Annotated in this window: 13 protein-coding genes; 10 read left to right on the top strand and 3 right to left on the bottom strand. The window is 66.7% G+C overall.

Translation table 11 applies throughout. The annotated features are described in order from the left end of the window. Nucleotides 1-21: 21 nt before the first annotated feature. Complete coding sequence (locus tag AC1RWI_RS26540) at nucleotides 22-1,089, bottom strand: porin (RefSeq protein WP_236701985.1); 1,068 nt, start codon at nucleotides 1,087-1,089, stop codon at nucleotides 22-24. Nucleotides 1,090-1,683: 594 nt separating this feature from the next. Here AC1RWI_RS26540 and AC1RWI_RS26535 point away from each other — a divergent pair. Next, a complete protein-coding gene (locus AC1RWI_RS26535) occupies nucleotides 1,684-2,823 on the top strand; it encodes a porin (RefSeq protein ID WP_492869792.1) in 1,140 nt (379 codons plus the stop codon). 91 nt (nucleotides 2,824-2,914) lie between these two features. Here the strand turns inward: AC1RWI_RS26535 and AC1RWI_RS26530 are convergent, their stop codons facing one another. Further along, entirely contained in the window at nucleotides 2,915-3,622 is a 708-nt protein-coding gene (locus AC1RWI_RS26530; protein WP_236701984.1) for a GntR family transcriptional regulator, read from the bottom strand. 206 nt (nucleotides 3,623-3,828) lie between these two features. Here AC1RWI_RS26530 and AC1RWI_RS26525 point away from each other — a divergent pair, with 206 nt between their 5' ends. Continuing rightward, nucleotides 3,829-4,302 (top strand): VOC family protein, encoded by a 474-nt coding sequence (locus AC1RWI_RS26525; RefSeq protein WP_043344637.1) that lies wholly within the window; start codon nucleotides 3,829-3,831, stop codon nucleotides 4,300-4,302. Between the two features lie 42 nt (nucleotides 4,303-4,344). On the opposite strand, the gene AC1RWI_RS26520 is transcribed toward AC1RWI_RS26525, so the two are convergent. Beyond that, a complete protein-coding gene (locus AC1RWI_RS26520) occupies nucleotides 4,345-5,295 on the bottom strand; it encodes a 2-hydroxyacid dehydrogenase (RefSeq protein ID WP_043344636.1) in 951 nt (316 codons plus the stop codon). A 172-nt stretch (nucleotides 5,296-5,467) separates the two neighbouring features. Here AC1RWI_RS26520 and AC1RWI_RS26515 point away from each other — a divergent pair, with 172 nt between their 5' ends. The 8 genes from AC1RWI_RS26515 to AC1RWI_RS26480 all read left to right on the top strand — a co-directional run. Continuing rightward, on the top strand, nucleotides 5,468-6,406 hold the full coding sequence (locus AC1RWI_RS26515) for a fumarylacetoacetate hydrolase family protein (RefSeq protein ID WP_492869791.1): 939 nt from the start codon (nucleotides 5,468-5,470) through the stop codon (nucleotides 6,404-6,406). 82 nt (nucleotides 6,407-6,488) lie between these two features. Then, nucleotides 6,489-7,082: a VOC family protein gene (locus AC1RWI_RS26510; protein ID WP_492869790.1), complete on the top strand. Its 594-nt coding sequence runs from the start codon at nucleotides 6,489-6,491 to the stop codon at nucleotides 7,080-7,082. Next, on the top strand, nucleotides 7,079-8,056 hold the full coding sequence (locus AC1RWI_RS26505) for an alpha/beta hydrolase fold domain-containing protein (RefSeq protein WP_492869789.1): 978 nt from the start codon (nucleotides 7,079-7,081) through the stop codon (nucleotides 8,054-8,056). The genes AC1RWI_RS26510 and AC1RWI_RS26505 overlap by 4 nt, the downstream gene beginning before the upstream one ends. A 46-nt stretch (nucleotides 8,057-8,102) precedes the next feature. Beyond that, nucleotides 8,103-9,017 carry a dihydrodipicolinate synthase family protein gene (locus AC1RWI_RS26500; RefSeq protein ID WP_492869788.1) on the top strand — a complete coding sequence of 305 codons (915 nt, stop codon included), beginning with the start codon at nucleotides 8,103-8,105 and terminating at the stop codon, nucleotides 9,015-9,017. Continuing rightward, nucleotides 9,014-9,427 (top strand): RidA family protein, encoded by a 414-nt coding sequence (locus tag AC1RWI_RS26495; RefSeq protein ID WP_492869787.1) that lies wholly within the window; start codon nucleotides 9,014-9,016, stop codon nucleotides 9,425-9,427. The genes AC1RWI_RS26500 and AC1RWI_RS26495 overlap by 4 nt, the downstream gene beginning before the upstream one ends. Beyond that, on the top strand, nucleotides 9,424-10,008 hold the full coding sequence (locus tag AC1RWI_RS26490) for a malonic semialdehyde reductase (protein ID WP_043344631.1): 585 nt from the start codon (nucleotides 9,424-9,426) through the stop codon (nucleotides 10,006-10,008). The genes AC1RWI_RS26495 and AC1RWI_RS26490 overlap by 4 nt, the downstream gene beginning before the upstream one ends. A 69-nt stretch (nucleotides 10,009-10,077) precedes the next feature. After that, nucleotides 10,078-11,178: a Bug family tripartite tricarboxylate transporter substrate binding protein gene (locus AC1RWI_RS26485; protein ID WP_492869786.1), complete on the top strand. Its 1,101-nt coding sequence runs from the start codon at nucleotides 10,078-10,080 to the stop codon at nucleotides 11,176-11,178. 138 nt (nucleotides 11,179-11,316) lie between these two features. Continuing rightward, a partial coding sequence (locus AC1RWI_RS26480) for a LysR substrate-binding domain-containing protein (RefSeq protein WP_492869785.1) occupies nucleotides 11,317-12,217 on the top strand: 901 nt, incomplete at its 3' end.

The raw sequence follows: 12,217 nt of genomic DNA, 5'->3' as shown, positions 1-12,217 counted from the left end.
CACCATGTCCGGGCCGAGCGCTCAAAACGCGTGGCGAATGCCGATGGCCATGCCGGACGGGTTCTGCTGGCTGGTCGGTGAGGCCGAGAACGTGACCGGATAGCGGATCGGGCTGTCATGCTTGTGCTGCACGTGAGCGTACGTGGCGTAGATCTCGCTGCGCTTGGACAGGCTGTAGATGTAGCCAAGCACGAAGCCGTTGGCGTCCGACAGCTTGGTGTTGTTGTCGTCCTTGCGATGAACGAAGCTGGCGTAGAAACGGTTCGACGGGTTGAGCCTGTAGCGCGCACCGATCTGGATATCCCAGCCTTTGGACTGGAAGTCCGCATAGGGCGGATACGCGTAGTAGCCGTTGTAGGTGTGGTAAACCAGCGTCGGCTCGAAATCGCCGAACTTGTAGGCCAGCGAGGCGTAGTTGTCGCGCGCCGAAGGCACGCTGCCGGCGTTGTAGATATTGCGCGTGTAACGCAGGTCGCTGACGATGCCCGCGTAAAGCTTGTCGTCGCGGTACTCGAGGCCGGTACTGAGGTAGCGGCCGGCCCGGGTGGTGTCCTCCAGGCCGGTGGTCACCATGAAGCGCCCCATGAACCCGTAGAAGCGCGGCGTGTTGTACTGGATCGAATTGTCCACGCGGTAGGCCGCGTAGAAGAACTGCATGTTGCTGACCATGCTGTAATCGGCTGAGAAGCTCGGGTCGGCGTAGCCGGCGATCCAGTATGACGGCGTGTTCTGGCGGCCCATGGTCAGCACGCCGAAATTGTTGCTGTGCAGACCGACAAACGACTGGCGCGCCTGCGCTGTCGCAGTGCCGGTATCGGCCGAGAATTGTGGCTCGTAGGTGAAGATGGCTTTCAGGTCGCTGCTGAGCACTTCCTGCCCGCTGAAGTTGATCCGCGACGAGCTCAACTGGCCGCTGGACACGCGATACACCGAGCCCCCCTTGCCCGACTGTGCGAGGCGCTCCACGCTGATGTCGACGAAGCCTGACAGCCTGACCCAGGACTCCTCGGCACAGACCTGCGCGCCCCCCATTGCCAACGCGCAGGACACCATGGCCCGGGCATACGACACCTTGTCAGCTCTTCTCATTTCCTCTCCTCTTCCTCTTTTGTGGTTGGCCGCCGCGCTGCACGTGCATGTGTGCATGTGTGCATGTGCGCTGGCTGCGCCGGCTGGCACTTGCCGGTGCCCTGGTCATGCGCGACCCGCTTGCTCGGGGCCTTTCTTGCGCAGTGTTCAGCCGCAGTATGGAGAGGGCTGGCATGCGGCGAAAATGAAATATTCCGCCTTCGGGATGCCTTTAATTTATGGCCAGGAACCGCGGAACGAGCGCCTCCGCACCGCCTCCATGCGATGAGAAAACAGCCTCGTCCGTGCTGAAAAAACCCACGTTGCGCCAGCGCTCCGGCGAGTGCGAATGACACTCGCTCGGGTCCGGCGCAAGCGCTGATCTGCCCGCTTGCTCCCCTGCTTGCCCCCTCCTTTCTTTTTCTTTTCTCCTTCTTTTCTCTTCCCACGTGCCACAGCCATGCCGCTGCCATCGCGTCGATACCGCTGCGCGCTAACAATGCGCCTCACCGCACACTTTTCACTTTTTTGCACTCACTTCGCACTAAGTGTATACACATATTACAGTATGTTTACAAATAGATATTATTTGTACCTCAACAATAAGGAGACACCATGACCACGCCCTGCCCTGGCCGGCGCGCCGCGCGCGCCATCTCTCGCTTCGCCGCCCTGCCCGCGCTGGCCGCCCTTGCCGGTGCTGTTCCCGAACTCGCCCGGGCGCAAAGCGACAGCGTGCAGATTTACGGCTTCATCAAGGAAAACGTGGAACAGGTGCGGCTCGCGGGCAACGGCCGTACCGCTTCGGTGTCGCGCCTGTCGAACGATCTGTCAGTGCTGGGCTTTCGCGGCCGCGAGTCGCTCGGCGGCGGGCTGGAAGCCTTCTTCCAGATCGAGACCAACCTGCGCATGGATGGCACCGGCACGTCACAGATCGGCGACCGCAATACCGGTGTAGGCTTGCGCAGCCCGTGGGGCCAGATCCTGATGGGGCAGTGGGAAATGCCGCTGCGCTTCGTCTCCGTGTACAAGGTGGACCCGTTTACCGCGGGTATTTTTGCCTCGAACTCCATCATGGGTAACGGCTTCACCACGGCCGCCAACGGCGCCGCGCCAGAATCGTTCGACCGGCGCCAGAAGAATCTGGTGCAATACAGCACGCCGCACTGGGGCGGCGTCTCCGCACGGCTGGCCCTGTCGATGCCCGAGGACCGCACCCCCACCACCAACCCGATCGCCTGGTCCGGCCTGCTGTCCTATGAGGACAAGAGCTGGTACGTGGCATGGGGGCATGAGTATCACGGCGACTACTTCTACAGCGGCTCGCGCGACCACGCGGACCGGCTCGGCCTGGTGTACGCCTTTGGCGGCACCAAGCTGCGCGGCGCCTACGAACGGCTCTCCTACGAGCCTGCGCCGGGCCAATCGGTGCGGCGCGATGCCTGGCAGGTCGCGGCCACGCATGCCATCGGCGCGCATGAGTTCCGCGCGTCGTACACCTCGGGCGGCAACGCCCACGGCAGCAGCACGGCGGCGGTAGGCGGCATCGGCCTGCCGGGCACGGATTCCGGCGCCTGGCAGGTTTCGCTGGGCTACGGGTACACGCTGTCGAAGCGGACCGAACTGTGGGCGGCATGGACGCGTCTGGTGAACCACGCGACGGCGCGCTACAACCTCTCCGGCAATTCCGTGCCCGGCCTGAAGCCGGGCGACTCCGCTACCGGCGTCGGGCTGGGGATCACGCATAAATTCTGAAGCAAGGCCGCGCGCGGCCGTTTCGAATAAAAAAGGGCGCACGATACGGTGCGCCCTTGCTGCTGCCTTTGGTGCTGGCCTGGATGTGTGCCTAATTGCGCTTGGCCGCACCGTCGGCGCGCTGCGCCTCGATCAGCTCCATCACATTGAGCGTGAGGCGCGTGGTGTGGCTGCGCATCGCCAGGTAGGCCTCCTCCGGCTGGCCCGCGAGAATCGCCTCGACAATCTTCTGGTGCTCCCGGTGCGAGGTCTCGAAGCGGCGCTCCACGCCGGACTGCGCGGCACGGAACGGTGCCAGCCGGTCGCGCAGGTTCTCGACCGCGGCCATCAGCGTCTCGTTCTGCGTGCCCTGGCAGATCAGCTGGTGGAAGCGATGGTTGAGCTCCAGGTATGCCTGCGCATCGCGGCGCTCGCCCACGGCCTCGGTCTGCTCGTGCAGCAGCTCCAGCTGGCGGCGCTGCATGGCGCTCATGCGCTGCGTGGCAATGCGGCAGCAAAGGGATTCCAGCTCGCACAGCGCTTCCAGCATGTCGGCCAGCTGCGCGGCGCCCACATTGGCCACCACGCCGCCGCGCCGCGGCACGAGCTCGATCAGCCCGCGCGCGTCCAGCAGGCGCAGCGCCTCGCGCACCGGCGTGCGCGACACCTGGAAGCGCTCCGCCAGCGCGGGTTCCTCGAGCCTCTCGCCAGGCGGCAAGGTGCCAGCGATGATTTCATCGGCAAGCTTCTGGCTGATTTGGGCGGCAATGGTGGTCACTGTTGTCCTTGTGTCCTGGTCCTTGATCGAAGCGTTCGGCATGGCGAGCCCCCGGCTTGGGGCATCGCAAGGCAGCCATTGCCCCGGATATGGGCGCAATTATACGCGGCACGCCCTTCGCCTCGCCAATTGGCACTAAAAATGTTCCAATCATTATCTATTGAATACACTTATCATTACGTGTATACATATCGACTAGCGGCAATTCCGCCGTGCCGATAGTCAATCGCCAAACGAGGAGCACAAACATGACCAGCAAACTGCGCCACATCGCCCTGTCCGTCCCCGATCCCTGGGCCGCGGCCGAGTTCTACCAAAAGGCATTCGGTTTTCGCAAAGTCGGCGAGACCGACTCCTCGCTGGCGCGCGGCGTCTACCTGACGGACGGGACCATGAGCATTGCGCTGTTGAACTACAAGAGCGACGAGGCTGCCGGAGAAGAGCGCGGCAAGGACTTCGTCGGCCTGCACCACATCGGCGTGTGGGTCGACGACATCGCCGAGGCGCGCAAGACCGTGGAGGAAGCGGGTGGCCGCTATTACATGGGCGAAGTGCCGGTCAAGGGCAACATCTTCTATGAAGTGAAATACCGCGACCCGCACGACATCATCATCGACCTGACCGATCACGGCTGGGGCGGCGCTTCCAAGGAAGGCAACAGCGGCGGCGGCGGCCCGGCGCTGCGCAACCCGGACCTCAAGGCGGATCGCGAAGGCCTGTAAGCGCCCCGCCGCAACTTGCGTCCCCGCGCCGCGGGGACGCGTTCAGGCTGGCAACGCCACCGGATGCACCGGCTCGCCATGCAGGAACCAGCCATCCAGGTTGCCCACCAGCGCCGTGTGCTGCGCCACCCGGGTTTCCGGGGAGCGGCCGGCCAGGTGCGGCGTCAGAATGACCTGGTCCATCGCGCGCAAGGCCGCCGGCACCAATGGCTCTGTCTCGATGACATCGAGCGCGGCACCAGCGATTTCCCCGCGCGCCAGCGCCTCGACCAGCGCTACCGTATCCACCACGCTGCCGCGCGCCACGTTCACCAGCAGGCCGCGCGGCCCTAGCGCGCGCAGCACCGCTGCGTCGACCAGATGATGCGTGGCCGCGCCGCCCGGGCAGGTCAGCGCGAGCACATCGCTTGCGGCCGCCAGCGCGATCGGATCGGCATACGGCGCGTAGTGCCCCGCGGCCGGCGCGCCGCGCCGCAGGTAGGCCACCTGCATGCCCATGGCCTGCGCCAGCACGGCCAGTTTGCCGCCGATATTGCCCAGCCCGACGATGCCCAGCGTCTTGCCGCGCACGCCCGGACGCGGCGCGCGCAGGCTTTCCCACTGGCCGGACTTGACGCCGCGATCGAGCGCGGCAATCCCCCGCGACAGCGCCAGCATCAGGGTGAGCGCGTGGTCGGCCACTACCTGGCTATTGGTGTCGGGGGCATGACACACGCGCACGCCGCGCGCCCTTGCCGCGGCCAGGTCGATGTTCTCGTAACCAGCCCCGAAACTTGCCACCAGCTCCAGCGCCGGCAGCGTCGCCAGCTCCGCGGCCGACAAGCCGGTCGAGCCATTGGTCAGCACGGCGCGCGCAATGGCACGCGCGCCGTCGCCGGCCTCGTTCCACGCCACGAAGCGATAGCGCGGCGCCTGCGCCGCCAGCCACGCGGCGTCCAGCGCCAGTCGCGTCAATACCAGTACCTGCTGTTCGCCATGCAATCCGCTAGCCATCTTCTTTTCTCCTCCGTCATCGAATCCGCCTGGAAGCGGTGTTGAACAAAATTATCACGAAGACGTTGACGTGTATACACGTAGCATTTAAAGTATTCTCATAGACGGAAATGCATGGCGATTGAAACCCAGTGCTTTCCGTCACCCTGAACACAAATGACAAGGAGACAAGGTGAACTGGCACTGCCTCGCAACCTATGAACTCGCCGGCGACAAGCGCGCCGGCCTGGTAGTCGCAGATACCCTGTATGACCTGGCCGCACTCGGACGTGCTTGCGAGATCGATCCCGCCAGCCTGCCCGGCGACATGAACCAGGTGTTTGCGCGGTGGGCGCACCACGCACCATTGCTGGCCGACATGGCCGGCCGCGCCGCACAACTGGCAACCAGCGGCAAGCTCGCCGCGGTGGATGCGGCTGCCACCTACGCCGTGCCTTACCAGCCGGGCCGCATCTTTGGCGTGGCGTCGAACTTCTACGACCATGCCGATGAGATGGGCACCAAACTGGCAGCTCGCAGCGAGAGCCAGCCTTATGCCTTCATGAAGGCGGAAACCAGCGTGATCCCCACCGGCGCGACCGTGCTGATGCCGCCGGAAACGGCCAAGCTCGACTGGGAAGTGGAACTTGGCGTGGTGATCGGCCAGCGCTGCCGCCACGTTCCGGTGGAAGACGCGCTATCGGTCATCGCCGGCTATACCGTCTTCAACGACATCAGCGCGCGCGACCTCAACCGCCGCACCGACTATCCCTTCACCCACGACTGGTTCCGCGGCAAGAGCTTCGATACCTTCGGCCCCATGGGCCCGTGGGTGGTGCCGGCGGGCTGCATCGCCGACCCGCAGAACCTGCGCATGTCGCTAACCGTGAACGGTGAAACCATGCAGGACGGCAATACCTCGCAGATGATCTTCTCGGTGGCCGAGCAGATCGCCTACCTGTCGCGCATCCTGACGCTGCAGCCGGGTGACCTGATCGCCACCGGCACGCCGGATGGCGTCGGCATGGGACGCGGCGTGTTCCTCAAACCCGGCGACAACATGGTGGCCTGGGTCGAAGGCATTGGCTCGATCGAGAACGCAGTGGCGCTGGAAGCACTGGCGGCGCGTTGAACACCACCGCCGTGCCAATGCGCACGCGGCGCAGGCACACTGCGCCCACACGCATCGCCATGGCGACCTGGAGGAGACTGGCATGAACCCGATACGTACCCGCAAGCTGGGCCACCTGGTGCTGATGGTGCGCGACCTGGAACAATCCACCCGCTTCTATACGGAAGTGATGGGCCTCAAGGTCTCGGACCGCATCGCCGACCAGATGGTCTTCCTGCGCGCCGGCGAGGACCACCACGACCTGGCGCTCTCGCGCCTGCCCGAGGACAGCGCCGAGCGCGACGACCTGCCGCGCTACACGCGCCCCGGCCTGGAGCATTTCTCCTACTACGTGGAGTCTCTGGACGAGATGAAGCGCGCGGTGGACGTGGCGCGCAGCCACGGCGTGGTGATCGAGCGCGGCATCGGCCAGCATGGGCCGGGCGGCAACTGGTTCCTGGTGTTCAAGGACCCGGACGGCAACAACGTCGAGATCTACACCGAGATGGAGCGCATCGCCACCGATACCGAGCACGAGCCGCAAACCTGGGAGCGCAACCTCGAATCCTTCGACCGCCATCGCCTGGCGCACTTCGTGGTGACCCCGCCCGCCGCCATGCTCGCCGCCAAGCATGGCAAGCAACCGGCCAAGGACGAAGACCGGCCCGCGGACTCGCAAGCCGGAGACGCGGCATGAGCCAGGGTGCCAGCCCGCCGGGTCCGCAGAGCCGGCTGAGTGACCCGGCCCTGCCAGGCCTCTCGCCCGCGCAGCGCGATGCCATGCGCGCGCTGGGGCGTGACTGGGCGCGCGATATCCAGGGCAACCGCAAGCAGGTCTGCGAGATCTATGACGCCGTCCACGCGGCACTGCCCGCCGACGGCGTGCGGCGCGTGGCGGGCCTGGCCTACGGCGGGGATCCGCGCCAGCAGCTCGATCTCTACCTGCCGCCCGATGTCACGCCGGCCAGCGCGCTGCCCGTGGTGGTGTTCGTGCACGGCGGCGCCTTCCTGCGCGGCAACAAGGACGCCAGCCCCTACATCTACGCCAACGTGCCGCGCCTGTTCGCACGGTTGGGCTATGTTGGCGTGAACCTGGAATACCGGCTTGCACCGCAGGCGCCCTATCCCGCCGGCGCGCAAGATGTGGTGGCGGCACTGGCATGGCTGCGCGCATCGGTGGGCGCCTACGGCGGTGACGCCCGGCGCATCGTGCTCATCGGCCATTCGGCCGGCGGCAGCCACGTGGCCAGCGCATTGAGCGATCCGCTGTTCGACGGCGAGGCCGCGGGCGTGGCTGGCGCGGTGCTGGTCAGCGCGCGCCTGCAAGCCGACACGTTGCCGGACAACCCCAACGCTGGCGGCGTCATCGCCTACTACGGCGCGCACAGCGCGCAGCAGCAGCAACGCGCGCCGATGGCGTTTGCGCAGCGGCTGACGGCGCCGCTGATGGTGGTGTTCGCCGAGCATGAGAATCCCTACCTCGACCTCTACGCCCTGCAGTACGCCGCGCGCGTCGCCGAGGCGCAGCGGCGCGCGCCGCGCGTGATCCAGGTGCCGCACCACAACCATACCTCCGTGGTGGCGCATCTGGGCAGCGCGGACGCCGCGCTGGCCGATGCGCTGAGCGACTTCATCGAATCCGTGGTCACGCAACGCCCCGCCTCGAAATAACAAGCAGAAACAGCGAACAACAAACAACAAGACAGGAGACTTTCCCATGGCAGCAGACAAACTGCGCGGCGTGTTCGCGCCCGTGGTCACGCCCTTCAACAACGATCTCTCGATCAACCTGCCGGCCTTCGTTGCGCACTGCCAGCGCCTGGTGGCCGACGGCGCCGGCGTGGCGATTTCCGGCACCAATAGCGAAGCCTGCTCGGAGACCTTCGAGGAGCGCATGGCGCTGGTCGACGCCGTGATCGACGCCGGCATCCCGGGTGAGCGCGTGCTGGTCGGCACTGGCTGCTGCGCCATTGGCGACGCCGTGGCGTTGACCCGCCATGCCATCGACCGAGGCTGCGCGGGCGTGCTGGTGCTGCCGCCGTTCTTCTTCAAGAACGTGCAGGAGGACGGCGTGTTCGCCTACTACCGCGAACTGATCCAGCGCGTGGACGATCCCGCGCTGCGCGTCGTGCTGTATCACATTCCCGCCATCTCGGGCGTGCCCATCACCTTGTCGTTGATCGAGCGGCTGGTGGCGGCCTTTCCCACGCAGATCGCCGGCGTGAAGGACAGCAGCGGCGACTGGGACAACGTGGTGGCGATGCTGGAGCGCTTCCCCGCGCTGTCGATCTTCCCCGCCTCGGAAATCCTGATGCTGCGCAGCCTGGCGCTGGGCGCCGCCGGCTGCATCTCCGCCACCAACAACATCAACGCGCGCGATATCGCGCTGGCCTATGGCTCGGTGACCGAGGCCGCGCGCCTGAACGACAGCATCACCTCGGTGCGCAAGGCCGCGGAGCGCTTCCCGATGGTGGCTGCCGTCAAGCACACCTTGTCGCTGCTAGCGGGCGATGCGGGCTGGCGCCACATGCGCCCGCCGCTGGTGCCGCTCGCGGCCGATGCCGCCCTGCAGCTCTCGCAAGCCATGGCCACGGCCATGCCGGCACTGCGCGGCGTGGCGCTGCCAGCATGAACGCGCCAATGCGGCAGGACCCGCCACCGCTGGCGCGCTACATGGCCAGCCGACGCGCCGGGCGGCATGTGCACGTCAGCGGCATGAGCGCACGCACGGCCGATGGCTGCGCCGGCGTCAGCGTGGCCGCCGGCGGCACGCGCGTGTACGACATTGCCGCGCAGACCGATTGCGTGCTGGGCAAGATCGAGCGCGCGCTCGCCAGCGAAGGCATGGGCCTGGCCGATTGCGTGGCCATGACCTGCTACCTCATCGACATGGCCGACTACGACACCTTCAACGCCGCCTACGCGCGCCACTTCCCCGCCGCCGTGCCCACGCGCACGTGCCTGGCAGTAGCCGCGCTGCCCCATCCGGACATGCGCGTGGAGATCACCGCCACCGCATGGCGCGACGAGGAGGCCGCATGATCGACACCGCCACGCTCGATACGCTGTTCATGGCGGCCCGCAGCCACAACGGCTGGCTGGACGGCGACCTTGACGACGCTACGCTGGAGCGCCTGTACGAACTCGTGCGGCAAGGCCCGACCAGCGCCAACTGCTGCCCGATGCGGCTGGTGTTCGCGCGCTCGCCCGAGGCCAAGGCCAAGCTCTTGCCGGCGCTCGCGCCCGCCAATGTGGACAAGGTCATGCAGGCGCCGGTCACCGCTATCGTCGCTTACGACACGCAGTTCCACGCGCTGGCCGAGGCCCTGTTCCCGCATCGCCCGGCGATGTACGAGATGTTCGCCGCCAACGCATCGTTGTCGCAGGAAACAGCGATGCGCAACGGCTCCATGCAGGGCGGCTACCTGATCCTGGCCGCCCGCGCGCTGGGGCTGGACTGCGGGCCGCTCTCGGGCTTCGACGCCGGGGCCGTCAACCAGGCCTTCTTCCCCGATGGCCGCTGGCGCGTCAACTTTCTGTGCAACCTCGGCCGCGGCGACCCTGCGCGCCTGTTCCCGCGGCTGCCCCGGCTCGCGTTTGGACAGGCCTGCCGCATCGAGTAGATTTCCGAAAACAATGCGCGCGGCGCTTCCCCCAGCGAAGAACGCCGGCAATCACCACGGAGCAGACACATGATGAAGACACACAGCGTCCGCTGCACATGGACGCAAAAGGCAGCAGGCGCGCTGCCATTCGCGCTGCCAATTGCGCTGCCGACACAAACCGCCAGCACGGCGAAAACATGCAAGCGCATTGCAGGCAAACTCGGCGGCCGCCTCGCCGCAGGCCTGGCGCTGGCCTTCGCGGCTGCCCTGCCCGCGGCCGTCCACGCGCAGGAGCCCTGGCCCGCCCGTGCGGTCACCATCGTGGTGCCGTTCGCCCCCGGTGGCAATACTGACATGATCGCGCGCTTGCTGGCGGAGCGCCTGGGCAGGACCTTTGGCAAGCCCTTCGTGGTGGACAACCGCGGTGGCGCGGGCGGCCTGATCGCAGCGGAGTATGTCGCGCGCGCACCGGCCGACGGCTATGTGCTGTTCATGTCGACGATGACGCAGATCGTCACCGCCCCGATGACCAACAAGATCCGCTACGACCCGGTGCGAGACTTCGTGCCGATCGTCAACGTCGGGGGCAACCCCTTCATTCTCGCCGCCAGCACCCGGCACAACTTCAAGACCGTGGCGGACCTGGTGCGCTATGGCAAGGAGAACCCCGGCAAGCTCAACGTAGGCCACGCCGGCAACGGCGGCCTGACCCAGCTCTCCGCGCTGCTGTTCCTGAGCCGCGCCGGCGTGCAAGCCACCATGGTGCCGTACCGCGGTGGCGCGCCGGCGCTGGCCGACGTGCTGGCTGGCCAGATCGACCTGTACAGCGCCAGCGTGTCCGAGGTGATGCCGTACGCGGGCACCGGCAAGCTCAGCCTGCTCGCCGTATCCAGCGACAAGCGCCTGGCGCAGCTGCCGTCGCTGCCCACCATCGCCGAGAGCTATCCCGGCCATCAGGTGGATACGTGGAACGGCCTGGTCGGCCCGTCGAAGATGCCGCCCGAGATTGTGGACAAGATCGGCGCCGAGGCGAAGAAGATCATCGCCGAGCCGGAGTTCCGCGCGCACCTGGAGAAGGCCGGCATTATCCCGCTGGGTGAGACGCGCGAGGCATTCGCGCAGCGCATCAAGCAGGACCAGAAGAAGTGGAAGCCGGTGATCGAAGCGGCCGGCATCCAGCCGGAGTAGGCGACCGGCGGCGACAGGCACACCGGCGCGGCCCGCGCGCCACGCCGGCGGTAAACCTCAATATGGCGGCACCGGTGCCCACCCTATCATCGGCGCATGGTCTTGCGCCCCACCAGGCGTGTCAAAGCAATGTGCCTCATGTCCAGCCGTCCCACCGTTACCTTGAGCGACGTGATGCTGCGCCGCCTCAAGCTCAAGCCCCTGCTGATCTTCGATCGCGTGCTGCAGTCCGGCTCCATCGTGCGGGCGGCGCGTGAGCTGAGCCTGACCCAGCCCGCCGTCACCAAGGCGATCCAGGAACTGGAAGAAGACCTCGAAGTCCCCTTGTTCGAGCGCACCAACCGCGGCGTGGTGCCCACCAGCTACGGCCTGCTGCTGGGCGAGCGCGTGAAGTCGGTCATCGCCGAGCTGCGCTACCTCACCGACGAGCTCAACAGCTTCCGCTCGGGCGACACCGGCAACGTCATCGTCGGCACGCTGATCTCCGCCTCGGCCCGGCTGCTGCCGCGCACCATCGCGCTGATGAAGACCCGCCGCCCCGGCATCCTGGTGACGGTGCGCGAAGCCCCAACCGACCGCCTCTTCCCCGCCCTTGCCACTGGCGAGCTCGATCTGGTCATCGGCCGCCTGCCGGAGAGCGATCTGCCGCTTGCGCGGATGTTCGCGCTCACGCATACCGCGCTGTACGACACCGCGATGTGCGTGGTGGTGGCACGCGACAACCCGCTGGCGATCAGCGCCGGCCTGCGCCTGGCTGAACTGGCCGCGCATCCGTGGATCCTCCCGCTGAACGAATCTCCCGCGCGCCTGGCCGCCGAGCGCATGTTCCTCGATGCCGGCCTGCAGGTGCCCGCCAACCTGGTGGAGTCGCTCTCGCTGCTGACCAATATCGGCTTGATGCAGGATCTCGGCGCCATCGGCCTGATGGCGCGCGACGTGGCCGATCATTTTGCGCGCCTCGGGCTGCTGGCCATCCTCGACCTGGGCGATATCGGGCGCTTTGGCACCATCGGCTATTCGGTGCGCGCGGACCGGGGGG

The organism is Cupriavidus sp. MPR-AND1C (assembly GCF_058809705.1).
This window is presented reverse-complemented; position numbering and strand designations above follow the sequence as displayed.

Excerpts from the sequence above, each read along its gene's own strand:
- AC1RWI_RS26540 (WP_236701985.1), bottom strand. The coding sequence starts at position 1,089 with ATGAGAAGAGCTGACAAGGTGTCGTATGCCCGGGCCATGGTGTCCTGC.
- AC1RWI_RS26535 (WP_492869792.1), top strand. The coding sequence starts at position 1,684 with ATGACCACGCCCTGCCCTGGCCGGCGCGCCGCGCGCGCCATCTCTCGC.
- AC1RWI_RS26530 (WP_236701984.1), bottom strand. The coding sequence starts at position 3,622 with ATGCCGAACGCTTCGATCAAGGACCAGGACACAAGGACAACAGTGACC.
- AC1RWI_RS26525 (WP_043344637.1), top strand. The coding sequence starts at position 3,829 with ATGACCAGCAAACTGCGCCACATCGCCCTGTCCGTCCCCGATCCCTGG.
- AC1RWI_RS26520 (WP_043344636.1), bottom strand. The coding sequence starts at position 5,295 with ATGGCTAGCGGATTGCATGGCGAACAGCAGGTACTGGTATTGACGCGA.
- AC1RWI_RS26510 (WP_492869790.1), top strand. The coding sequence starts at position 6,489 with ATGAACCCGATACGTACCCGCAAGCTGGGCCACCTGGTGCTGATGGTG.
- AC1RWI_RS26505 (WP_492869789.1), top strand. The coding sequence starts at position 7,079 with ATGAGCCAGGGTGCCAGCCCGCCGGGTCCGCAGAGCCGGCTGAGTGAC.
- AC1RWI_RS26500 (WP_492869788.1), top strand. The coding sequence starts at position 8,103 with ATGGCAGCAGACAAACTGCGCGGCGTGTTCGCGCCCGTGGTCACGCCC.
- AC1RWI_RS26495 (WP_492869787.1), top strand. The coding sequence starts at position 9,014 with ATGAACGCGCCAATGCGGCAGGACCCGCCACCGCTGGCGCGCTACATG.
- AC1RWI_RS26490 (WP_043344631.1), top strand. The coding sequence starts at position 9,424 with ATGATCGACACCGCCACGCTCGATACGCTGTTCATGGCGGCCCGCAGC.
- AC1RWI_RS26485 (WP_492869786.1), top strand. The coding sequence starts at position 10,078 with ATGATGAAGACACACAGCGTCCGCTGCACATGGACGCAAAAGGCAGCA.